At 49.7% G+C, this 22,895-nt stretch carries 23 protein-coding genes and 1 tRNA gene; 9 read left to right on the forward strand and 15 right to left on the reverse strand.

Annotation, left to right across the window (positions count from 1 at the left end):
* From J7L64_01135 to J7L64_01160, 6 genes are all read right to left on the reverse strand, one after another.
* Positions 1-238: hypothetical protein (locus tag J7L64_01135; protein MCD6450956.1), on the reverse strand; the 238-nt coding region annotated here is incomplete at its 3' end.
* Between the two features lie 29 nt (positions 239-267).
* Positions 268-495, reverse strand: coding sequence for a hypothetical protein (locus J7L64_01140; protein MCD6450957.1), 228 nt, complete (start codon positions 493-495; stop codon positions 268-270).
* A 5-nt stretch (positions 496-500) separates the two neighbouring features.
* A tRNA-Asn gene (locus J7L64_01145) sits at positions 501-576 on the reverse strand.
* A 141-nt stretch (positions 577-717) separates the two neighbouring features.
* Positions 718-1,257: a hypothetical protein gene (locus J7L64_01150; protein ID MCD6450958.1), complete on the reverse strand. Its 540-nt coding sequence runs from the start codon at positions 1,255-1,257 to the stop codon at positions 718-720.
* Positions 1,258-1,364: 107 nt separating this feature from the next.
* A complete protein-coding gene (locus tag J7L64_01155) occupies positions 1,365-1,955 on the reverse strand; it encodes a gliding-motility protein MglA (GenBank protein ID MCD6450959.1) in 591 nt (196 codons plus the stop codon).
* 38 nt (positions 1,956-1,993) lie between these two features.
* Positions 1,994-2,503 (reverse strand): roadblock/LC7 domain-containing protein, encoded by a 510-nt coding sequence (locus tag J7L64_01160; GenBank protein MCD6450960.1) that lies wholly within the window; start codon positions 2,501-2,503, stop codon positions 1,994-1,996.
* Positions 2,504-2,653: 150 nt separating this feature from the next.
* Here J7L64_01160 and J7L64_01165 point away from each other — a divergent pair, with 150 nt between their 5' ends.
* Positions 2,654-5,017, forward strand: a complete 2,364-nt coding sequence (locus tag J7L64_01165; protein MCD6450961.1) for a DEAD/DEAH box helicase — start codon at positions 2,654-2,656, stop codon at positions 5,015-5,017.
* Positions 5,010-6,320, forward strand: coding sequence for a ribonuclease H-like domain-containing protein (locus tag J7L64_01170; GenBank protein MCD6450962.1), 1,311 nt, complete (start codon positions 5,010-5,012; stop codon positions 6,318-6,320). Before J7L64_01165 ends, J7L64_01170 begins: the two co-directional genes overlap by 8 nt.
* Here the strand turns inward: J7L64_01170 and J7L64_01175 are convergent.
* Both J7L64_01175 and J7L64_01180 read right to left on the reverse strand, forming a co-directional pair.
* Positions 6,302-7,285, reverse strand: a complete 984-nt coding sequence (locus tag J7L64_01175) for a diguanylate cyclase (protein MCD6450963.1) — start codon at positions 7,283-7,285, stop codon at positions 6,302-6,304. The two genes, J7L64_01170 and J7L64_01175, sit on opposite strands and share 19 nt — an antisense overlap.
* A 3-nt stretch (positions 7,286-7,288) precedes the next feature.
* Positions 7,289-8,389, reverse strand: a complete 1,101-nt coding sequence (locus J7L64_01180; protein ID MCD6450964.1) for a fructose 1,6-bisphosphatase — start codon at positions 8,387-8,389, stop codon at positions 7,289-7,291.
* A 113-nt stretch (positions 8,390-8,502) separates the two neighbouring features.
* Here J7L64_01180 and J7L64_01185 point away from each other — a divergent pair, with 113 nt between their 5' ends.
* From J7L64_01185 to ftcD, 5 genes are all read left to right on the forward strand, one after another.
* The gene (locus tag J7L64_01185) at positions 8,503-9,633 is read left to right on the forward strand and encodes a glycosyltransferase family 4 protein (protein MCD6450965.1); all 1,131 of its coding nucleotides are present in this window, start codon (positions 8,503-8,505) and stop codon (positions 9,631-9,633) included.
* 13 nt (positions 9,634-9,646) lie between these two features.
* A complete protein-coding gene (locus tag J7L64_01190; GenBank protein MCD6450966.1) occupies positions 9,647-10,783 on the forward strand; it encodes a glycosyltransferase family 4 protein in 1,137 nt (378 codons plus the stop codon).
* Positions 10,776-11,681 carry a glycosyltransferase family 2 protein gene (locus tag J7L64_01195; GenBank protein MCD6450967.1) on the forward strand — a complete coding sequence of 302 codons (906 nt, stop codon included), beginning with the start codon at positions 10,776-10,778 and terminating at the stop codon, positions 11,679-11,681. Before J7L64_01190 ends, J7L64_01195 begins: the two co-directional genes overlap by 8 nt.
* The gene (locus tag J7L64_01200; protein MCD6450968.1) at positions 11,681-12,790 is read left to right on the forward strand and encodes a glycosyltransferase family 4 protein; all 1,110 of its coding nucleotides are present in this window, start codon (positions 11,681-11,683) and stop codon (positions 12,788-12,790) included. The genes J7L64_01195 and J7L64_01200 overlap by 1 nt, the downstream gene beginning before the upstream one ends.
* A 121-nt stretch (positions 12,791-12,911) precedes the next feature.
* A complete protein-coding gene (ftcD, locus tag J7L64_01205; protein ID MCD6450969.1) occupies positions 12,912-13,814 on the forward strand; it encodes a glutamate formimidoyltransferase in 903 nt (300 codons plus the stop codon).
* Between the two features lie 146 nt (positions 13,815-13,960).
* On the opposite strand, the gene J7L64_01210 is transcribed toward ftcD, so the two are convergent.
* From J7L64_01210 to J7L64_01235, 6 genes are all read right to left on the reverse strand, one after another.
* Positions 13,961-14,302, reverse strand: coding sequence for a carboxymuconolactone decarboxylase family protein (locus J7L64_01210; protein MCD6450970.1), 342 nt, complete (start codon positions 14,300-14,302; stop codon positions 13,961-13,963).
* Between the two features lie 142 nt (positions 14,303-14,444).
* Positions 14,445-15,203, reverse strand: a complete 759-nt coding sequence (locus J7L64_01215; GenBank protein MCD6450971.1) for a hypothetical protein — start codon at positions 15,201-15,203, stop codon at positions 14,445-14,447.
* Positions 15,196-16,587 carry a sigma-54-dependent Fis family transcriptional regulator gene (locus J7L64_01220; protein ID MCD6450972.1) on the reverse strand — a complete coding sequence of 464 codons (1,392 nt, stop codon included), beginning with the start codon at positions 16,585-16,587 and terminating at the stop codon, positions 15,196-15,198. The genes J7L64_01215 and J7L64_01220 overlap by 8 nt, the downstream gene beginning before the upstream one ends.
* 3 nt (positions 16,588-16,590) lie before the next feature.
* Positions 16,591-18,798: a HAMP domain-containing protein gene (locus J7L64_01225; GenBank protein ID MCD6450973.1), complete on the reverse strand. Its 2,208-nt coding sequence runs from the start codon at positions 18,796-18,798 to the stop codon at positions 16,591-16,593.
* Positions 18,795-19,346, reverse strand: coding sequence for a DUF4390 domain-containing protein (locus J7L64_01230; GenBank protein ID MCD6450974.1), 552 nt, complete (start codon positions 19,344-19,346; stop codon positions 18,795-18,797). Before J7L64_01230 ends, J7L64_01225 begins: the two co-directional genes overlap by 4 nt.
* Before the next feature lie 69 nt (positions 19,347-19,415).
* Positions 19,416-20,327, reverse strand: coding sequence for a UDP-3-O-acyl-N-acetylglucosamine deacetylase (locus tag J7L64_01235; protein MCD6450975.1), 912 nt, complete (start codon positions 20,325-20,327; stop codon positions 19,416-19,418).
* A gap of 261 nt (positions 20,328-20,588) precedes the next feature.
* Here J7L64_01235 and J7L64_01240 point away from each other — a divergent pair, with 261 nt between their 5' ends.
* Positions 20,589-21,629, forward strand: coding sequence for a glycosyltransferase family 4 protein (locus tag J7L64_01240; GenBank protein MCD6450976.1), 1,041 nt, complete (start codon positions 20,589-20,591; stop codon positions 21,627-21,629).
* Between the two features lie 44 nt (positions 21,630-21,673).
* Entirely contained in the window at positions 21,674-22,300 is a 627-nt protein-coding gene (locus J7L64_01245; GenBank protein ID MCD6450977.1) for an endonuclease III domain-containing protein, read from the forward strand.
* Here the strand turns inward: J7L64_01245 and J7L64_01250 are convergent.
* Positions 22,294-22,779 carry a MogA/MoaB family molybdenum cofactor biosynthesis protein gene (locus tag J7L64_01250; GenBank protein ID MCD6450978.1) on the reverse strand — a complete coding sequence of 162 codons (486 nt, stop codon included), beginning with the start codon at positions 22,777-22,779 and terminating at the stop codon, positions 22,294-22,296. The genes J7L64_01245 and J7L64_01250 overlap by 7 nt on opposite strands.
* Between the last annotated feature and the right edge of the window lie 116 nt (positions 22,780-22,895).

Here is a 22,895-nt window from a genome sequence, read left to right on the forward strand (position 1 = left end):
CCTGTATATCACTATCCAGATAAGAAAAAACTTCTGCTTGTAGTTTTTGAGGAAGAATCCTTAAAATAATTGCATAATCTTTGGCATCAATTTCTCTAAATAAATCTGCTATGTCAGAGGCATGCCAGGTCGATATAACATCCTTTAACACGCCCCAATGTTTGTTTTTAATTAGTTCTTCAACTTCTGGCTGAAGCAGTTGTATCATCGGATTTAAAATTTTTTTATCCTTTTTCATGATTTCACCAGTTTATAAGTACATTTTATTTAAACCCCCAAATAAAAAGTACATATAAACAATCTGCATATACTCTCCTCTGGGCAACTATTGTTTTTTGTTTTCTGCTCAGTTCCACTTCCTTTTAAAAGACTATTAAGTGGGTTTTTTATTACAGAAAGATTTTTAATCTTGCTGTTTTCTCTATACTCAATTTTCACAGCAGGGATTTTGCCTTCCCTTGCCATTTTATAAAGAAAAGAGTTCGAAACAACCATTAAAATGGCTCCCCAGGGTGGACTCGAACCACCAACCCTCCGGTTAACAGCCGGATGCTCTGCCAATTGAGCTACTGGGGAACCCCCTCGTAATCTATACATCAGCTCTTTCTGAAAATCAAGCCCCTTTTTCGAGAATTTAACCCTCTACCCCGTTAAATGAATCTACCCTCCCTGGAGCCAGAGAGGGTAGATATTTGGCCCTTTCCTTCCTTTCTTGAGTTAGCCTTCCTTTTCCTTTCCTGCTTCTCCCGCTTCCTCAGTCAGTAAGGGGTTTTCGGAAAGGAAGCGATCGATATCGACGCTCGGCGCATATTCCTCGAGCACCTTCCGCTGAGTTTCCCGTCTTACCGCTATCGGGACCGCTGCCCCAGGGGCGGGGAAGAAGATGCTTCCGATGTCGTTTTCCAGGATGGCAAGAAGCTGAGAGAGGATTACATCGCGGGAATCGGGAAAAAGAGGGGCTACCTCCAATTTATAGGTCCAATAGGTACGAGCAAGGTCGATAAACGGTCCCTCAGAGAGGGAGTAGTTTTCGGCAAGGGTGGTCCCCAACTTCTCCTTTATCCGTTCCTCAGGACAGAAACCCTCCCCCTCAGCCACTTTATTGAAGAAATAGCGGACGAGCGCATTGAAGGCAGTCTCGATAACCCCTTTCTCATCATCCGCTATCTCCCGTGAGACATTGGCAAGGAGGACCTCTTTGTCCTTCTCAGTGAGCTTCTCCCCGATAAAGAGATAAGCAGCACTGAGTTCATTCATCCACTCCTCCAAATTCATTTGTTCCCCTTTCTTAAATATTTAATGGGATGCAATGTAAATTTTTTAAGGTAGAGTTTTTGTTTCCCGGCTCTTCCTTTCTTTTTTTATTATTCCATTTTCTTTTTCAGATCCATCAACACCAATTTTGATATCGCCTTCAGGGTAGCAAAGACGCCTATCCCCTGAATAGCCACCGCCTCGAAGACAGGTTCTCCCTTTACCACCAGCTTCTTCTTCATCTCCTCGACGGGAACGATGTTTGGAAGGTCCCGCTTGTTCAACTGGAGCACATAGGGGATGTTCATTAGGTCATAACCGCATTCCTTCAGGTTATCCTGGAGGTTCTGGAGCGATTCCAGATTGGCGTCCATCCGCTCCACCTGGGAATCAGCCACCATAATGATGCCATCTACCCCTTTAAGAATGAGCTTACGGCTGGCATTGTAGAACACCTGCCCCGGGACGGTGTAGAGATGGAGCCGGGTGCGGAATCCCTTGATGCTACCCAAATCCAAGGGAAGGAAGTCAAAAAAGAGGGTACGATCGGTTTCAGTAGCAAGGGAGATGAGTTTTCCTTTAAGATGAGGACTCGTCCTTTCGTAGATATATTGAAGGTTGGTGGTCTTACCACCGAGTCCAGGACCGTAATAAACGATCTTACAATTTATCTCTCGTGAGGCATAATTTACATAAGTCATAGCTTTGCTTCAGCCAATTTGTTTCTCAGGATAAGCCCTTAGCTTTCTCCACCACCAAACAGGCGTTCGATATCCTCGTCGGTAATCTCGGAGAAGGGGGACTCAAAATCCTTTCTTACCGTTTCCTTCTCCTTTGATATTTTCTCCATAATCTGGTCGAATATCCTGGTGAGTTCACCACTTGCCTTCTTTACCCTCAACCTTACCAACCCGAGCGAGGAGCGCTGGTCGAAAATGACCACCAGGATGATCCTGTTCGCCACAATGGAGATGTGAATGTTATCCCGCTCTCCTTCATGAAACAGGATATTGAACTCCCGTTCCCCGATCAGCCGTGCCAATCCATCGGTGGCTGCCACATTTCCTGCAGTGAGTGAAGCGAGCGAAGTGGTATCCAGATTCTCGATATCCCCGGTTGCTGCTATCTGTTGCCCGTTTTTATCAACGAGGAATACGATCTTGGCGTGGGCTTCCTCCCGCAACTTGGAGATTACCGCGTTGAGCTTATTGAAATCCTCTTCGTAGATAAATAAATCACCCGCTACCATTCCTCATCCACTCCCAATAAGTTCCCTCACATTTAACCATAATATTTTACCAGATTCAATCCTCTTATCCAAGGCCTCTCTTTCTCTTTGGGTTTCGATTGAAGCTTCTCACAATATGTTATTATAATATCAAATAATAGAGAAAGGCAAATGTCGAAGGAAGAAAGGCTTGAAGAGCTGGTTGAAAAGCTGGTTCACTCCCCCAAAACTGGGCGAGAGATTACCAAGGTGGAGGTTCTTCCGCAAAGGAAGGGAAGTCTCGCCCCCTTCCCGGAGAAGATACCGGAGCGGATCGTCTCCGCTCTGAAGAAGGTGGGCATAGAAAGGCTTTATTCCCATCAGCGAGAGGCGATCGAGAGGGTTTTGGCTGGGGAGAATGTGGTCATTGCCACCCCTACCGCATCGGGCAAGAGCCTTTGTTATCACCTTCCCGTCCTTATCCGGATGCTCGAGGACAAAGGCTCTCGTGCCCTTTTCCTCTTTCCCACCAAGGCGCTCTCCCAGGATCAGGTGATGGAGTTCAACAAGCTCGTCGAGACATTATCCCTACCCATCGCCTGCTACACCTACGATGGCGATACCCCGGCTGATGCCCGGAGGGCGATAAGGGCAAAGGGCAATGTGGTGGTGACCAACCCCGATATGCTTCATACCGGTATCCTTCCCCACCATACCAAGTGGCTTAAGCTCTTTTCCAATCTTCATTTTGTGGTGATCGATGAGCTTCATACCTACCGTGGGGTGTTTGGTAGCCATTTTGCCAACCTTATGCGCCGTTTCCTCCGGGTGGCTCGTTTTTATGGGGCGAAGCCCATCTTCATCTGTTCCTCTGCTACCATCGGGAACCCGAAGGAGCTTGCTGAGCAGTTGGTGGGGGAGCGGTTTACCCTCATCGATCAAAATGGCGCCCCCTCGGGAAAAAAGTACTTCATCTTCGTGAATCCCCCGTTGGTAAACCCTGCCCTCGGCATCAGGGCAAGCTATATAAATGAGGCGAGGAAATATGGAGGAAGGTTCATTTCCCACGGGATAAAGACGATAATCTTTGCTCCCAGCAGGCTCAAGGTAGAGGTGCTTACCCGCTACCTGAAGGAGGATTTCAGGGATAGATTGGGAGAAGAGGGGATCCGGGGCTACCGCGGAGGATATCTCCCTAAGCTTCGTCGGGAGATAGAGAGGGGGCTTAAGGAGGGGAAAGTGATCGGTGTGGTCTCCACCAATGCCCTTGAGCTCGGGATCGATATCGGCGAGCTTGAGGCGTCGATAATAGCGGGGTACCCGGGGACCATCGCCAGTACCTGGCAGGAGGCGGGCAGGGCGGGGAGGAAGCGAAATACCTCGGTAGCGGTGCTCATTGCCAGGAGCAATCCCCTTGATCAGTTCATCATCACCCATCCCGATTACTTCTTCTCTCGCTCCCCCGAGGAGGGAAGGGTGAACCCAGAGAATCCGGTGATCTTAGCCTCCCATCTGAAATGCGCTGCCTTTGAGCTTCCCATCGCCGAAGGCGAGGACTTGGGAGGAGAGATAGGAAAGGAGATACTCGATATCCTGACCGAGGATGGTTTCCTCCATAAGATAGGAGGAAGATGGCATTGGGCATCCGATTCTTATCCTGCTCTCTCCGTCTCTTTGAGAACCGCTTCCCCGGATAACTTCGTGGTCATTGAGAGGGGAGAACGGGATAGAACCATCGGAGAGGTGGATTACGAATCTGCCTTCACCACAATTTATCCCGGCGCTATTTACTTGGCGGAAGGAGAGTGCTACCAGGTGAAGGAGCTCGATTTTCCAGGGAGGAGGGCTTATGTGGAGAGGGTTTCCGCCGATTACTACACCGAAGCCATCTCTTACACCGGGGTAAGGGTTCTCGATATCTTCGAGGAGAAGGAAGAAAAAGGAGTGAGGGTGGAGCAGGGTGAGGTGCGGGTTAACACCAAGGTAGCGGGCTACAAGAAGATAAGGTTTGAAACTGGAGAGAATGTGGGCTACGGGGAGGTGAACCTCCCGGAGCAGGAGCTTACCACTGAGGGGTACTGGTTTACCATTCCGGATGAGGTGATCTCTCGCTTCCCATTTTCGAGGAGCGAGTTGGTCGATGGGCTTCTCGGTATCTCCTACCTCCTCATCCATCTTGCAAGCTTTCTTCTTATGTGCGATGTCTCTGATCTCGGGCGCTCCATTGGCGACAGGGACGCCGGGTGGTTTGCCGCCTCTGGTGCCGATGGAAGGGGCTTTTACAGCTATGCCAAGGGTATCTCCCGTCTTGAGCCCGGGGCGATAGGGAGCTTTCGTCCCACCCTATTCATCTACGAAAATTATCCCGGTGGCGTTGGGGGGATGCCCTTTCTCTTCGATAAACATAGCCTTCTCCTCTCCGAGGCGATGGAGATTATCGCTTCCTGCCCTTGCGAGATGGGTTGTCCTTCCTGCGTTGGTCCCTCCGCCGAGGTCTCTACCCGGGCGAAGGAGGTGGCGTTTCACATTCTCAAGGAGATAGGCGGAGATGTTTGAGCCGAAGGGGGAAGAGATAAAAAGGCTCCTCTCCTCACCCTACCGGGATATCCTGGGAAGGGAGAAGGAGAATATCACTCTAAGGCGGAGATTGGAGCTCGTCTTAAGGAAGGAGAGAAAGAGAAGGAGGGAAGCTTCTAAGGTGAACGAGCTTCCCGGTGAGTGGGTGAGTACCCCTTATGGTGAGGTGCTCGTGCGGGAGCGGGTCTATCCCTGGGATTATCGCCATGGAGATTTCCCCATAGGGCGGGCTTTGGAATTGCCGAGGCAGGCGATCTCTTTCCTTCTTCCCGATCTTTCCGCTGATGTTGATCTCTCCCAGTTCCTTTTCATCGATACCGAGACGAGCGGACTCGCTATGGGAACGGGGACCTACATCTTCCTCTTCGGTGCTGGCTTTTTGGTTGAGGAGGGGTTTAAGGTCGTTCAGTATTTCATAAAGGACTACTCCCAAGAGCAGGCAATGCTCCACCTTATAGAGGAGCTTCTGTCAAAATTTTCCCTCCTCGTGAGCTTCAACGGGAGGAGGTTCGACATCTCTCTCCTTGAGACGCGGTTCATCATAAACCGGATGGGGATGGAGCTTGACCAATTTCCCCATATCGATCTTCTCTACCCATCAAGGCTTCTCTGGCGGAGGGTGTTTCCCGACTGTCGGCTTATCACCCTGGAGCGAGAGGTCTTATCCTTTCTTCGTTTCGACGATATACCCGGAGAGGAGATACCCTGGAGGTATTTCCATTACCTCCGCACCGGGGATCTTGGGCTCGTTCTTCCCATCTTCGAGCACAACTTGCTCGACATCCTCTCCCTGTTAGCCCTTTTCTTCTTTATCGCTTCTCTTCTTTCCTCACCTGCTGAGCTTGCCCCACTTCTTTCCGCCGATTTCTCCGCCCTCGGCAGGTTCTTTGAGGAGCGCGAGAAATTGGAGACCTCGGTCGCCTGCTATCAAGAGGAGTTGAAAGGAGGAGGAAAGAGGGCTTATCAGGCGGCAAAGCGTCTTTCCCTGATATATAAGCGAACCGGGGATTATCCTTCTGCCCTTCCCCTATGGCGCCTTATGCGGGAGAGGATGGAGGGATTCGACCCTTTCCCCTACGAGGAGGAGGCGAAATACTACGAGCACAAAGCGAAGGATTATCAGCGGGCGAAGAGATTGGTGGAGGAGGCGATAACGAGATTTAAAGAGACGGAGTGGATACTTCCTCCAAGTAAAAGGGAAGAGATATACTCTCTACTCCACCATAGGCTCAAAAGATTGGTAAGAAAACTGACCACCCGAAATCAGGAGGAAGGCTTATAAGGAGGAAAGATCTGATCCTTCCCCCGCTTTTTTGCAGCAAGTAATCTTTTGTCTCCCTCCTCAAGAAGTCCTTCTGCTGTTTTGGCTGAGAAGTCGTCGGTCGCCACTACTCCGGCACTTAAGGTGAGGGTGAGCTTCTTCTGCTTGATGAAGAAACAGTGTTCCGTTACCTTCTTTTTGAGCCTCAGAGCTACCTTCAACCCGTTTCCCAGCTCAGTTGCCGGGAGGAGAAGGGCGAATTCATCCCCCCCGTATCTTGCTAGTACATCCCCCTGCCTTACTCCGTTCACCAGGATGGAGGCAACCTCGGCTAAGATCTTATCCCCGGCTAAATGTCCGTAGGTATCGTTTATCTTCTTGAAATCATCGAGATCGAGAATAATGAGGGCGAGCGGTTGAAGATAGCGGGAAGCACGGTTGAACTCGAGCTTAAGCGCTTCGAAGAAGAAGCGTCGATTGTAGATGTTGGTTAAGGGGTCGGTGATGGAGAGTCGCTTCAGCTCCTTGGTAAGCTCGGTCAAGCGTTCTGTTTTCTCTTTTAGCTTCTTTGTCAACTCAGCATTTTGTCTGGTAAGGAGGTATTTCCCCCGTGCCTCTTCTATTACCGGGGGAAGAAGCTCGAGGAAATTGAAATCTACCTCTTTCACTATGTAGTCATATGCCCCTTCCTTCATCGCCCGAACTACTGTCTGCTCATCTCCATGGGCGGTCATCACGATCACCGGGACATCGACATTCCGCTTCTTGAGCTCGATGAGGAACTCTATCCCATTCATTTTGGGAAGGAGAAAATCGCAGACAATGGCGTAAAAAGAGGAGAGGTGGGGAAGGGAGAGAGCATCCTCTCCGCTTTCCACCACCTCTACCTGATATCCCTGTTCGATGAGCTTCAGCTTGATGAGCTCAGCGTGGTCTTTGGTATCCTCGACCACGAGGACTTTTTTCTTTTCTTCCTCCTCCTCCACCTCTCAGCTCCTCAGTTTAAATCGATCCTCCAGTTTTTTCAGTCTGTCGACGATCCCACCGTACTCGAGGTCCTCATAGGGGAGCATCGCTGCTCCGAAGAAGCCTTGTTTTCTTATCTCGAGGCTCTTTCTCGCCGCTTCCTCCCTCACCGTGTCCCAGAATGGGTGGTCAAAGGCGTCGACGGGACCGGTGAGCTTTCCTCGATAAAGGGAGAAGGCGAGAGCGGATACGATGGGAGGTCCATCGAAGAAGGAGCAACAAGTACCGGTTTTTGCTGGAGTGAGCGGTCCAATATGGCTTCCCCGCATAAAGCCAGAGACATAGTGGGCGAGGGCAAACGGAGAAAGAACTTCGCCCGAAGCGGGAAACTCCCCTTGGACCCGGACGATCATTATCGGATCGTCCTTGCCCGTATACCTCCCAGCGATGTTCCTGAGTCTGGTGGTGCTTACCGAAACCGCTTTGGCGCCAGTAGCCCGAGAGCGGATCTCCTCGATGACATAGCGTGAGGTATCCCGGAGTAGGGCGGCAATGTCGTAAAGATCCTCAGGAGCGTTGAGCTCGATAACTCGATCCCCCTCAGTGCAGGAGACATCCATAATAACAAAGGTGAACCCCTTGCCTATTTTCGGAGAAAGGATGAGTCCGGATGAATGCATTGGGTCGGCAAAGGCGAGATAGAGGGGCAGGTTGTAAGCACCTGGATCGGTTTTATCAGCAGCGAAGAAGATGAAGGGCTCAGCCGGACGTTCCTCGAACTCTATCTCAGCAACTGCCGGTCCCAATCCCTTTACATTACCAGAAAAGGCATCCTTCAGGAGATCCTGCCCTGCGGCGTAAAGCCCCTCTTCCCTTGCTACCTCCGTTCCCGCAGCGAACGCCTCCCAGGCGAGCCGATGAACATCCTCGTTTGAGACGCCATGCTGGTGTACCATTAGAATGGAGATATCGTCTCCGGTATAACTCACATAATAATCGGATAATAGTGAGCTACCTTTTTCCCTTATGTATTCAGAAACCCTTTTTATGATCCGTTCGCTCGGCGCCAAATGACCACCGATACTTCCGATATCGGCTTTTATTGCTGTTAGCGTTGTCTTCATACATCCCTCCCTTCTTTTAATGACCACCTCAATTTGAAAAACGGTAAGAAAATGATACCATAAAAAGGCTATAAGCTCAAGGTGAGAATCTCAGCCAGAAGGAAGCTTTCAGGATGCGAATAACGATCGATATAAGACCTCTCCTTCGTCGTCCCACCGGGGTGGGAAGATATCTTATAGGACTGATCGAAGCCCTCTCCCTTCTCGATGGAGAGAATGCCTATCTCCTTTTCACCAGTTCTCTTCGCGATAGGTTCATCGAAGGAAGCCTCCGGATTGGGGAAAACTTCGAGGTGCGGGATTTTCATCTTCCCGTACGGCTGGTTAATCTCCTCTGGCACAGGTTGCGTTTCCCCCCAGTGGAGACCTTTTTAGGGGAGATCGATATCGCCCATTCCCCATCTCCCCTGATAATGCCCACCCGGAAGGCGAAGAGGATCATCACCCTGCACGACCTCTATTTCCTCCGCCATCCTGAGCTCGCTTATGGTGAGATACGCCGGGATTATATACCGCTGGTGAGGAAGAGTGCGGTGTTCGCTCATTCTGCTATTTCTGTATCTCAATTCACCAAGAATGAGGCGGTAGAGCTTATCGGTATCCCCGAGGAGAAGGTACGGGTGATCCCATCCGGTGTCTCGCCCCATTTCTTTGAGCGGGTGGATAAGGGAAAGATCGTTCAGGTGAAGAGGATCTTTGGCATCAAGGGGAATTATCTCATCTTCGTAGGAGGGGGGGAACCAAGAAAGAACCTGCCATTAGCCCTTTCCGCCTTCAGGATGTTTCTTGGAAGAACCAATTTCCGCTTTAGCCTGGTTGTTATAGGCGGTCTTGGCAGATGGGAGAAAGAGATAATGAGTGAGATAGATCGCCTTTCCCTTTGGGATAATGTTATCCTAACCGGTTATGTGGTAGATGAATCTCTTATTCCACTTTATGCTGGGGCGGATGCCCTTCTCTACCCTTCGCGTTATGAGGGTTTCGGTTTTCCGATGCTTGAGGCTATGGCTGTTGGTACCCCGGTGATCGCCTCGGATACCTCCTCCCTCCCTGAGATAGCTGGCTCTGCCGTCGTCCTCCTTCCTCCGGATGACCCCGAGGCGTGGGCGGATGCGATGTACAGGTTGATTTTTGAACCTGAATTGAGGAAGGAATTGATAAAAAAGGGCAAGGAAAGGGCGAGGGAATTCTCTTGGGAGGAGGCGGCGAGAAAAACTCTTTCCCTTTATCGGGAGCTTATCTGATAAAATATAGTTGATGAAGATCGGTATTGACGCACGAGAGCTTCAGGGGAGACCTACCGGAGTAGGAAGGTATCTTAAGACGCTTCTCCTCCATCTTCCAGAGCTTCTTCCGGAATGTAAATTTGTCCTCTATCATTCGACCAGGTTTGCCTGCGAGCTTCCGAACTTGTCCCGGCTTACCTTAAGGCTCATCCCCAAAGGGTTGATCCCGTTGAACACCTATTGGGAACAATTTGTTCTTCCTCGTGAGGTAAAGAAGGACAGGCTATCCCTCTTCTTTTCCCCAGGCTATTTTCTCCCCCTTTCTCTTTCTCTCCCCCGGGTGGTGGCGATCCACGACATTTCTTTTGAAGCACATCCTGAGTGGTTTTCTCTTAAAGAACGGATAAGAAGACGCCGTTTCATCCGCAAGGCAGCAGAAATAGCCGATCTCGTGCTCACCGATTCCCGCTTCTCCAAGGAGGAACTCCTCCGATATTACCACCTGCCAGAAGAAAAGGTGAAGGTTGTTTACCTCGGGGTGGATCCTTTCTTCAAGCCCATCGATGACGAGGAGAAGCTATCAGAGCTCAGGGATAAGCTCGAATTGGAGAGGGATGAGAAGATAATCCTCTTTGCGGGGAGCATCCTTCCCCGAAGGCGTATACCGGAGCTCATTCGGGCACTGCCCTTGATCCTTCGCCAGGTGCCGGAGGCGATTTTGGTAATCGCGGGTGAAAATAGGACCTTTCCTTACATCAACCTGCCGCTCCTCGCCTCCGAGCTCGGGGTGAGGGAGCGGGTTCGTTTCTGTGGTTTTATGGGTGAGGAGGCGCTAAATCTCCTCTATAACTTAGCCTCGGTCTTCATCTATCTCTCCGATTACGAAGGGTTTGGTCTTCCTCCCCTCGAGGCTATGGCTGTTGGCACCCCGGTGGTGACGAGCGATAGCTCATCTTTGAGGGAGCTCTACCAGGGGTCGGCGCTCCTTCTTTCATCTTTTGAGCCAAAGGAGATAGCGGATGGTGTGGTAAGCCTCCTCCTCGAGGAAGAAAAAAGAGATGAATTGATTGCGAAGGGTTTTTCCCTCGCTGAGAAGCTTAGTTCAAGGCGGATGGCGGAAGAGGTTGCCTCTCTTCTTAAACCCCTCTTAGGTAACGCCCTTGGTTAAGGTAAGCGTGGTAATCATTAGTTATAATTCCGCTTCTACCATTCTCGAGACGGTGGCCTCCCTTGTTGATCCCCCCCCTCCTTTCCCTTTGGAGGTGATAGTGGTGGATAACTCATCGAGTGATGAGACAGTCAATTTGGTAAGGAAGAATTTCCCTGCGGTGAGGCTCATCTTGAACGAGCATAATCTTGGCTTTGCCCGGGCGAATAATATCGGAGCAAATGAGGCGGAGGGCAGGTTTCTCCTCTTTTTGAACCCCGATGCTAAGATTACCTCAAAGGAGCTTTCCTTGATGCTTAGTCGGATGGAGAAGGACGATGGTATTGGGGGGATAGGTCCTGCTATTTTTTCTCCTGATGGACGGTATGAGCTTTCCTATGGTTTTAAGCCCAGTTTTTTGAATGAGTTATATCAGAAATTACTTTCTTTTCTCCTTTCGCGAAGGAATATTCTCTCCCGTTTTCTGGCGAGAAAAAGGCTCGGAAGGGAACGGGAGGTTCCTTGGCTTACCGCCGCCTGCTTGCTCCTCCGAAGAGAGGCTTTTGAACGGGTGGCTGGATTTGATGAGCGGTTCTTCCTCTACTTCGAGGATGTCGATCTCTCGCTCAGGATCAGAGAGGCGGGGTTTTCTTTAATCTATTTCCCCGAAGCGATCGTTATTCATAGGAGGGGGGGAAGTACTTCTCTATTTCCCCTCTCGGTTGCCAAGGAGTACCGGAGGAGTCAACTTTATTTCTATGGGAAGCATTATGGAAAGGGAAGGTTGATCCTGCTTAAGGTTTATCTTATAGTCAAATTCTTCTTCGGGTTGCTTTTTTCCCTCTTGAGGTTGACGGGAAAGGAGCCGTTTTTCTATATCGAGATGATAAAATTTGTCTTGCGTTATCGGAGTGGGTGATGGCACGGATAGGCATCGACGCGAGGAAGATAGCCGATTTTGGTATCGGAAGCCATATTTACTTTCTCCTGAAGAACTTCGCCGAGGTGGATAAGGAGCATCGTTTCTTCCTTTTCGCCCATCCAGACGATGCCCATTATTTCTCCGAATTTCCTGCCCGGTTCGAGTTCGTCCCGGAATACTCGGGCAAATATTCCCTTGGGGAGCTTTTTTCCCTTTCCTACAAAGCGAGGAAACTTAGACTCGATCTCTTTCATTCTCCCCATTATGTGCTTCCCTTCCTCCTCCCCTGTCCCGCAGTGGTCACGGTACACGATCTTATCCATCTTCTCTTTCCCCAGTATCTTCCCCACAATTGGGCGAAGTTTTATGCCCGTTATATGATAGGAAGGGGAGTAAAAAGAGCGAGCCGGGTGATTACTGTATCCCATTCGTCGAAGAGGGATATACTCCGTTTCTTCCGGGTGCCTGAGGAGAAGATTGAAGTGATCTATAACGGAGTGGCGCCGGAGTTGATGGAGCCTTTGAGTTCTGAGGAACTCGATAAGGTGAGGCGAAAATACGGGATATATGAGCCCTTTCTTCTCTTCGTGGGAAATCTTAAGCCCCACAAGAACCTAAGGCGTCTCATATCCTCTTTTGCTCGGGTGGCGGTACAAGTTCCCGAGCTTCTTCTGGTAGTGGTAGGGGATGAGCTTCATAATCATCCGGATCTGGCTCGTGAGGTTGAGGAGAAGAAGCTCAAGGGCCGGGTTCGCTTCTTCGGCTATACCGAACGGGGAGAGCTGAAAGGGCTTTATCAATTAGCGGAAATCCTCGTTTTTCCCTCGCTTTATGAGGGATTTGGCCTTCCTCCTCTCGAAGCGATGGCAGTTGGTACCCCGGTGGTGGCGAGCAATGTCTCCTCCATCCCTGAGGTTGTAGGCGACGCTGCCCTGCTTGTAGACCCCCGCGATGAAGAGATGATAGCCAAAGGCATCCTTCGCCTCCTGAATGAGAGGGGGCTGAAGCAGGATTTGATAGAAAAGGGGAAGAAGAGGGCAAAGATCTTTTCCTGGCGCAAGACAGCAGAGCTTACTTTGGAGGTCTACAATCAGGTTCTTCGCTGAAATTGGATGAATTGCTTCGAGAATTTTAAAAGGTAGTGTTTTTATTTTATTGATTTTATTCCCCTCTTTTGATAGAGTAAGCACGATTATTTTATAGGATTGACGGAAAGGGGGAATGGAGATGAGGAAGATAATTGAATGTGTTCCTAACTTCAGCGAGGGAAAGAGGAAAGAGGTAATAGATGAGATAGTGAACGCGGTGAAGGAAACCCCTGGGGTGCGGGTGCTCAATATATCCTCCGATCCCAGTCATAATCGTTCGGTACTAACTATGGTAGGCGATGATAAAGGATTGAAGCAGGCGGTACTCACCTTATTCGAAAAGGCGGTTTCCTTGATCGATCTAACCAAACATAAAGGCGAGCATCCGCGGATGGGGGCGGTAGATGTGGTTCCCTTTGTCCCGGTAAAAGGGGTGACGATGGACGATTGTATCGCCCTCTCCAAAGAGGTAGGGAAAGAGGTAGGGGAGCGGTTTAAGATACCGGTCTATCTCTATGAGGAATCAGCTACCACCGCGGAGAGAAAGAACTTAGCCAAAGTAAGGAAGGGGGAGTTTGAGGGCTTCTTCGAGAAGATAAAAGACCCCGCTTGGAAGCCCGATTTCGGTCCCACCGAGGTTCACCCCACCGCTGGTGTGGTGGCGATCGGGGCGAGGGAGTTCCTCATTGCCTTTAATGTGAACTTAGGGACGAATGATATCGAGATAGCGAATAAGATAGCCCGGGCGGTGCGTCATATCTCCGGGGGGTTTCGCTATGTAAAGGCGCTGGGGATGAGCCTTGAGGACAGAGGGATCGTTCAGGTATCGATGAACCTGGTTAATTACAAGAAAACCCCTATCTTCCGGGTGGTTGAGCTTATCCGCGCTGAGGCACGGCGCTACGGAGTGCCGGTGATCGGGAGCGAGATCGTGGGCTTGGTGCCGAATGATGCCCTTCTTGCTTGTGCCGATTTCTATCTCCAGCTTGAGGATTTTGATCCCTCCCAGGTGATCGAAAACCGGTTGGAGGAGGAAGGCTGACCCTTAAGCCTAATCTGTTCATAATTTAAGGGGGAGTTCCCCCCCTTTTTATGCTTCGAAAGATAAGAATGGTTTTGCTATTGGGCATCCCAGTAAAAATAAGGAAGCTTTCGCTTCCTTAAAATAAATATGGTTCTCCTTAATAGTTATTTCTTGGAGAACTCCTCTATCGCCTGAACCATCGGCTGCATATACATCAGAGCAGGACCACCACCCATAAGCACCGCTTCGAAGCCAGCTTCCATCAGTTCGTCCTTGGTGGCACCTGCTTTGAGTGCAGCGTCCACATGGAAGGCGATACACCACTCGCACTGGCAGACAATAGCCAGAGCAACCGCGATGAGCTCCTTTGTCTTCGGATCAAGAGCGCCCTTTTTGCCCACCTTTCCCATAAAATTTACAAAGCCAAGCGTAGCATCGGGGTACGCCTTCCGAAGCATAGCAAGCGAGTTGTGGATCTGATCCAATTTCTCCTTCATCTTACCCATGACATCCTCCTTTCTATACATTCCTTTGTTGGATTAACTCACTTCTTTCCCCCTTTGGTAACCCTTAAAATGAACCAGGCAAGCAAAATTAGACTAACGGTAGCAACCACGAGACCTATTATAATGCCTAAGAGAACTGGGTTCATAACTCTTCCCTTAGTTGTGTTGTTTCCTCTTTGGAGATGAATCGATAGCGGAATTCGGGGTCTACCTTCTTTACCACCTCATTCAAGGTATCCTCGTATTCTTCCTCAAACCAGTGGTAAAAAGAGGGATTTGGTACCTCTATCAGATGTATCCCTTCACGGAAGCCAAAATAACGGGTGGGCTTTAGCCATTGGTTGAAGGTGAAAGCATCCAGCATCTGCGCAACTTCGGCTAAGATCTTTTCCCAGGTCTTCTTCCCTTTTTCAGCCATCTTCTCGGAGAGATTGGGGGAGCTTCTTTTTTTTGGGGAAATTTCCCCCTTTATTTCCCTTTTCCGTGGGGTATTTCCTCCCACCTCCTCGAGGTCTTTAGCGAGGTCGGAGCGAAGGCGAGAGGCTATGTCGATTGAAGAGACAGCTTCCTCTTCTTCCTTGGGGGGCAGAGTTTTCTTTTGGGAGATATTGAGGAAATAGGCTTTTCCTCCAGATTCGACCACCTTTTCTTTTATTATCCCTTTTTTCTTCAGATCCTCAAGTGTGGTTCGGAGCTCCGAGGCGGGAAACCCCTTAGTGAGGAAGGTCTCCCCGATTATATTGCCGGGGATCGCTCTATCTTCGTTTAACGCCTGAAAATGAAAAAGGAAGAGGAGGAGTTTGAGTTCAGAGGAAGAGAGAGACCACATAAGCTCTTCGATCAACCTGTTGGGGATAGGAGTGATATTTATCTCCTCAAACCCAGAAAACCTATTACTCATCCTTCCTCCTTCTGCCCGGAGGTAATTTTATGCCGAGCGTTTTCATCTTCTTATGAAGATGGCTTCGTTCTACTCCAAGAAGTCTTGCTGTTGCGCTTATATTATAGCCTGTTTCTGTAAGTTTTTTCAAAATGAAGTTTCGTTCGAAGCTCGCCCGTGCCTCACGAAGGGAGGAGAAATTGTGAGATAAGGAGGAACTCGGCTCGGTGATGGCCAAACTTTTCCCCGAAAGAACGGTTTGCACATCCTTTTCTTCAATAGTATCCTCAGGCACCATAATTACCAACCGTTCTATGATGTTTTTGAGTTCCCGGACATTTCCTGGCCAATGGTACTCGGTGAGAGCAGAGATGGCGCCGAGGGATAACCTCTTCACCTTCTTTCCGTATTCGGCAGAGAAGAGGGTGATGAAATGGTCCGCCAATAAAGGGATATCCTCTTTCCTCTCCCTGAGCGGGGGAACATGGATGGGGATGACATTCAACCTATAAAAGAGGTCCTTTCGGAAGTTACCTTGCCCTATTTCTCTTTCCAAGTCTTTATTAGTGGCAGCGATCACCCGGACATCGACGGTTATAGCCTTTGTTTCCCCGACTGGCTCGAATTTACCCTCCTCGAGTGAGCGAAGCACCTTCGCCTGGGTTCTTAGGCTCATATCCCCGATCTCATCGAGGAACAGCGTCCCCCCATCCGCCAATTTGAACTTGCCCACCTTGTTCTCGATAGCGCCAGTAAATGCTCCCTTTTTATGGCCGAAGAGCTCGCTCTCTATCAGCTCATCGGGGATGGCAGCGCAGTTCACCTCTACAAAAGGTCCCTCCCTCCGCAGGCTTTGATAGTGAATGTTTCTCGCCACCAACTCCTTACCCGTGCCGTTTTCTCCGACGATGAGCACCCTGCCATTGGTGGGGGCGGCGATCGCTATCTCCATCTTTAATCTTTTCATTGCCTCGCTTTCCCCGATCAGTTTATATCTCTTCTCTATCGTCTCCCTCAGCCGTCGATTCTCCTCCTCGAGCTTCTTCTGCTTTAAGGCGTTTTTTACCACCAAGAGGGTTTTGTCCAGCGAGAGGGGTTTCTCGATGAAGTCGAAGGCGCCGAGCTTGGTCGCCTTTACCGCTGTTTCGATCGTTCCATGACCCGATATCATCACCACTTGGAGGGTCTCATCGAGCTTTTTGATCTCCTCAAGCGCCTTAAGACCGTCCATTTTGGGTAGCCAGATGTCAAGGAGGATCACATCGTAATCCTCCCGCTTGAGTATATCGAGACACTCTTCGCCCGATGGGGTAGAGGTAACTTCAAATCCCTCGTCCTCAAGCACGCCAGCCAATGATGAGCGAACCCCTTCCTCGTCGTCTACGATAAGCACCCTTCCCTTCATCGTTTAGCCTCGGGGAAGCTCGATGACGAAAACGGCTCCCTGTGGTTCATTGTCTCGTACCCGGATGTACCCATGATGGTCAGAGACGATCCGGTCCACAATGGCAAGCCCCAGTCCCGTGCCTTTTGGTTTGGTGGAGAAATAGGGGAGGAATAGTTTCTCTTTGTCCGCCGGGTCTATCCCGGGTCCGGTATCGGCTACCGAGAGTTCCACCTGTTTCTTCTCCCGGTTGTATGAGGTAGCGATGGTAATCCTCCCCGATCCTTTCATCGCTTCGATCGCGTTATCGATTAGGTTGATGAGCACCCGTTTCATCTGTTCCTCATCGAGAGGTATCCGGGGGAGCCTCTCATCAAGTATAAGGTCGAATTGCACCTTTCCATTAGCCTCTTTATAGAGGGTTACGATCTGCTTTACCATCCTGTTGAGGTCGGAATTTTTCAGAGTTACCTCAGGCATCCGGGCAAATCTTGAAAATTCATCGACCAATAACTTTAAAGTACCCGCCTCCTCTATTATTGTTTTGGTGCACTCCTCGATTATCCGCGCTTCTTCGCTATCCTTTCCCTTGAATCTCTTTCTCAGTCGTTGGGCGGAGAGCTGGATCGGGGTGAGGGGGTTTTTTATTTCGTGAGCGATCCGTCGGGCTACCTCCCGCCAGGCAGCCACCTTTTGCGCCTTTATGAGCTTGGTGAGATCGTCAATCACCAAAACCATTCCCAAAGGATGCTTTTCCTTTTCCCGAAGGGTGATCAGGTTTACGCTTAACTTCTTCACTCCTTCATCAGTGGCTAAGGTAAGCTCCCGCGAGATCCCCCCTTCGTTCTGCTTTCTTCCCTCTTCAATGAGCTTTTTGAGTTCATGATACCTTTCTTCAGAAAATACCTCGGAGAAGAAGGCGTTCTCCGGTTTCCTCTCCTCCAGCCCGAGGATCACCTTTGCTGCCTGGTTTATGGTGGTTATCCTTCCCTTTCTATCAAGGGAGATTACCCCTGCGGTTATCGTCTCGAGCAGTGCTTCAATATACTGTTTCCGAGAGATGAGCTCTTTTGTCGCTCGTCTAAGTTCGAGGTTGGAACGCTCTAACCTCTCCTTGCTTTGCTTGAGCTCCTCCGTCATCTGGTTGAAGGAGTTGACCAAGATGCCGATCTCATCTGTGGTATCCACCTGTACTTTATAATCGAGGTTTCCCGCCGAAACCTCTTTTGTCCCCTCTGCCAATTTCTGGATGGGAACGGTTATCCCTTTAGAGATCCTGAGCCCAAGCCAGACAGCGGAGAAGATGATAAGCAGGGTGATCATCAGGATGAGAAGGAGGAAGTAAGCCTTTATGTATCCCTTTTGTGCCTTCGCCTGAGAGTAGTTCTCGTAGTAATTTTTTATCCGTTCGGTGGTAAACGCCCATTTAGGATCGACAAAGTAACCCACTACTACCCCACCAACTGCCTTCCCCTTGGGAGAAAGGATGGGAACGCCGCTTCTTATAAGCATTCCTTTACCGAGGGGGGTCCTCAAGGAGAACTCTTCGCCAGAGAAAAGTTTGGTTAAATATGGTTGGGGAAGATCGTCGATGAGAGCCAAGGGGATCCGTGGATTTACATAGGTGGGAAAGAGCCTCTCTTTCTTACCGTATATCTCCAGTAGGTCGAGGTGATATTCGGCGAGCTTCGGCTTTGCGACCCGCTCCTCGAGCCAAAACCTCTTGTTTAGGAGCTCCTCGCTCTCTATATATCGAGCAAGTTCTCGGGCGAAACTATGCGCCAGTTTCTCTCGCTCCCGATAGAACTCATCGGCTATGGTGAGGGAGGTTTTCGTAATGATATCCACCGGCATGCTAAAGGAGCGATCTATACTGGTGAGAATGAGGTTGCTCGCCCCGATAAAGATGATGGCGGTGGGTATGAGGGAGAACCCGATGAAGGCGATAACCAGTTTGGTCTTGAACTTCGAGCCAAGTACCCCCTTTTTCCGTTCGAGATAGAGCTTGATGATGTCCCTTAAGAGGACGAAGAGGATGACGAATACCAAGATGATGTTGATGTTGAGAATGGCGTAGAGGAGGAAGGGATTGGTGATGTCCACTGTAGCAGGACCAGTAGACCGTTTGAGGAGGTATTCCAAAGAGATGAGAATGCCGAGAAAGATGAGAAAGCTGAGGAGTATCAGTCGCCGGTTTCTTCTTCGCCTTTTTTCATCCTCAAGCTCGCTCATTTGAGAGTTCCCTTGAAGAAGAATGAGCGGCTTTTTCTCCAAAAGGTGGAGATATTCCAGGGTATAACGAAGAACCTTATCTTGGTCTTAAGGTCAGCCTTCACCTGGATATAATACCTTTCCCCGGGGGTAAGGGAAGAGGTGGAGAATACCTTCTCCTCAGGCACAGTGCACATAAATCTCTTCGCCTTTGAGAGCTCATCGGTAATGGAGAAGGCAGTAATAGTCCCATTCACCTGACGGGTTAGGGTAAACTGCTTGGTTAAACTGTTATATTTTGCGCTCGTTGTTATAACGGAGCGTTTGATCGTTTTTGCAGGGAAGAGGAAGCGTGGCTTTTTGAGTTCCACCACATAGTCGAAATTAATCCTTATCCCCGAAAGAAGCTCTTGCTCCGTATCTCTCCCAAATCCATCCTTCAGGTTAAAGGAGACGACAAAATCACCCCTCTCCACCCGGAACCTAAGATCGGCTATCTTCGGGTCGCTTTTTCCTCCAGGGAGAAACACAAAGAGAAAAATCGCAACAAGAGTTACCCTTCCCCTCATCGTTCACCGCTTAATACCAATTTAAGCAAAATATAAGGGGAAAGTAAAGGATAAAATTATTTGATTGGGTTATTCAGTAGAGGGAGCTTTTTCAGGAAGGAAACCTTCCGACGCCGGTTGGATAAGAGGCAGGGGTAGGGTTATTTCCTCCCAGCTTTCTCTCTCCCTCAATATCTTCTGGACCAGACGGAGATGGAGTGAGTGTCCTGCTCTAAAGGCGACGATATGACCCAGGATAGGGGCGCCGAGGAAGGCAAGGTCCCCTATCGCATCGAGGATCTTATGACGGACGAACTCGTCGGGAAAGCGAAGCTTCTGATTGAGGATGGAATCATCGCCGATAATGATCGCATTATCAAGTGAGCCCCCGCGGGCAAGCCCCTTTCTTCTCAATAGCTCTACCTCCTTCAAGAAACCAAATGTCCTCGACGGAGCTATTTCTTCGACGAAATTCTTCGGCGTGATGGGCAAGGAGAGGAATTGGCGTCTCACTAAAGGATGTTCAAATTCAATAAGGTAAGAGATCTTAAAGCTATCAGCTGGATAGACAGCGATACTTCTTCCCTCTTCGTCCACCCTAATGGGTTTTTTTATCTGGATATATCGCCTCGGGACAGAAAGTCTCTTGAACCCAGCTTGATGGAGAAGCCAGATGAAAGGTGCTGCTGAGCCATCCATTATCGGCACCTCACAGCTGGTGAGCTCTATAACGATGTTATCCACTCCAAGGGCATAGAGGGCACCAAGTAGATGTTCCACGGTAGATATTTGAACATCACCCTTCACAATGGAGGTAGCATGCCAGCTATCAGCAATATATTCCTCTTTTAGGGGGATTATAAGACCACCGAGGTCTACTCGCTTGAATAGAATCCCGCTTCTTGCCGGTGCCGGTTTTAGGGTAAGATTGACCTCCTGCCCTGAGTGGAGACCTATTCCCGAGCACCTTATTTCCCGCTTAATGGTCCGCTCTCTAATCATCCCTTCCCTTAAATGAAGAGAAGCAAATATTATGCCAATTTTTTAGTTCGGCATTATTCCTCAAAGTTCATTACTTATCAATAAATTGAAATGGTGATCTTCTACCCTCGCTATTCATTACCTCCACATCTGTGTCATTTTTGCCACACATCTCAACCCCTTACCTGTTGCAGAAAAAACACACCCTTACTTTCATTGACAGAGTAGAAAACTAATACTACAATAAAAGTTCATTAAAATGCAAATGATTAATCTAAACCTATGAAGCGAATCTTGGTAGTAACATCCGATGTGCCCTTTGTCTTCGGCGGACACCGGGTGATAGCTTATTCTTTGGTAAATGCTCTCCGAAGAGAAGGACATGCTGCTGATATCCTCCTCACTCCACAGAACCGGTTTGGGAGGCAGTTTTCCGCCTACATCGCCACCAGATTGACAGATGTGGAAGTGGGGGGAGATGGGAGGAGGATCGATCAGGTGATATCCCTTCGTTTTCCCTCTTATGCTGTTCGCCATCCCGCTCATATCTGCTGGCTTAACCATCGAATGCGGGAGTACTACGACCTTTGGGAGGCTTTTTCCGCTGAACTATCCTTCAGAGCGCGTCTTAAGGAGCGGGCGAGAAGATGGTTCATCCATAGATTGGATCGTCGCTTTCTGGGGAAGCTGACCAAACTCTATGCTCAGTCCGAGACGATAAGGAAAAGACTGGAGCAATTCGGGGGGATAGAAAGTGAGGTTCTCTATCCACCACCCCCATTTACCGGTTATCGCACCGACGATTATCAGAACTTCATCTTCACTGCGGGACGGCTTCATCCACTTAAGAGGGTGCGTCTTCTTATCGAGGCTCTCGCCTATACGGCGAGGAGTGATGTCAAATGTCTCATCGCCGGGGATGGCCCGGAGCGAGAGGAGCTTTTTGCCTTGGTGAGGGAGCTTGGACTTGAACGGAGAGTTCGTTTTCTTGGTTTGGTTAATGAGCAGGAGCTAATAAAGCTTTATGCCACCTGCCGGGTGGTCTTTTATGGACCTTATCACGAGGACTACGGCTTGGTCACCATCGAGGCGTTGAGGAGCAGAAAGCCGGTCATCACCCTTGAGGACAGCGGAGGTCCCACCGAACTCATCAAGGATGGAGAATCGGGGTTTATCCTTCCCCCAGACCCCAAGGAGATAGCGAGGAAGATCGATCTTCTCTCTGAGGATAAGGAACTCGCCATCACTATGGGCATCAAGGGGTATGAGGATACCGCCCACATTACCTGGGAGGAAGCCCTTAAGAAGCTGGTCATCGTATGATGAAGAAGGAGGCTCTTTCCTTCCCTTTCCCGATAATCTATCGGATGTTTATCGCTCTTTATTCCCATTATGGACCCCAGCATTGGTGGCCCGGTGATACCCCGTTCGAGATAGCGGTGGGGGCGATCCTCGCCCAGAATACCGCTTGGAGGAATGCAGAACGGGCGATAGCAAATATAAAGGAAAGGGGCCTTCTTGATCCCTATTCTTTATTTGATCTTCCCGAGAGAGAGCTCGCCTCGCTCGTAAGACCATCGGGCTATTACAATCAGAAGGCGAAAGTCCTTCGGAACTTCCTCGCTCTCCTGATAAGGGATTATGGTGGAGATTTAGAGAGGATGGGGGAGGAGGAACTTTCCTCCCTTCGGGATAAGCTCCTTGCGGTACGGGGGATAGGTCCTGAGACCGCGGATTCCATTCTCCTTTACGCCCTTAATAAGCCGATATTCGTGGTCGATGCCTATACGATGAGGATTGGAGAAAGACATAAGCTCTTCCCCGAAAAGGCGAGCTATGGCGAGGTTCAACGGTTATTTATGGATAATCTTCCTTATGATGTTTCCCTTTACAATGAATATCATGCCCTCCTCGTACGGGTGGGTAAGGAACATTGTCGGAAGAGGAGTAGGGAGTGCTCCTCTTGCCCCCTTTCGTCCTTTCTTCCTCAGTGAGGCCTTCTTCCTTCGATAAGGTCGATAGCGTGATGGATGAATTCCTTTAATATCTCAAGCGATTCCTCTACCCCTTTAGGGCTTCCTGGAAGGTTCACGATGAGCGTTTTTCCCGCTACTCCCGCCACCCCTCGGGAGAGGGGAGCGGTCTTTGTTTTATCCCAGCCAGCGAGACGAAGGATCTCCCCGATCCCCGGTATCTCCCGATCGATCACCTCCAAGGTCGCCTCTGGGGTGAGGTCATCCGGAGAGAGCCCGGTACCGCCAGTGGTGGCGATAAGGGCTATATCCCCCCGTTCGACCAATTCGGCAAGTGTCCCTGCTATCACATCGAGGTCATCTTTTACCACCCTTTTCTCCACTACCTCGAAGCCGAGGGCAGAAAGCCCGGAGGTAAGTTTCTCTCCAGAGATGTCCTCCCTTTGTCCTCCGGAGACGGAAGTACTTATTGTGATTACCACCGCTTTTCTCTTCCTCATTCCTTCTCCTTTGCATAATCAATTAAGTGTATGGTATTCTATCATTTTGGGGAGAGAGGGGACAATACTATGGAGGAGCTTCTTTCGGTTTCCGATCTTCACACCTATTTTATGAC

The sequence above is a fragment of the Acidobacteriota bacterium genome (assembly GCA_021161905.1).
In the GTDB taxonomy this organism is placed as follows: domain Bacteria; phylum Acidobacteriota; class B3-B38; order Guanabaribacteriales; family JAGGZT01; genus JAGGZT01.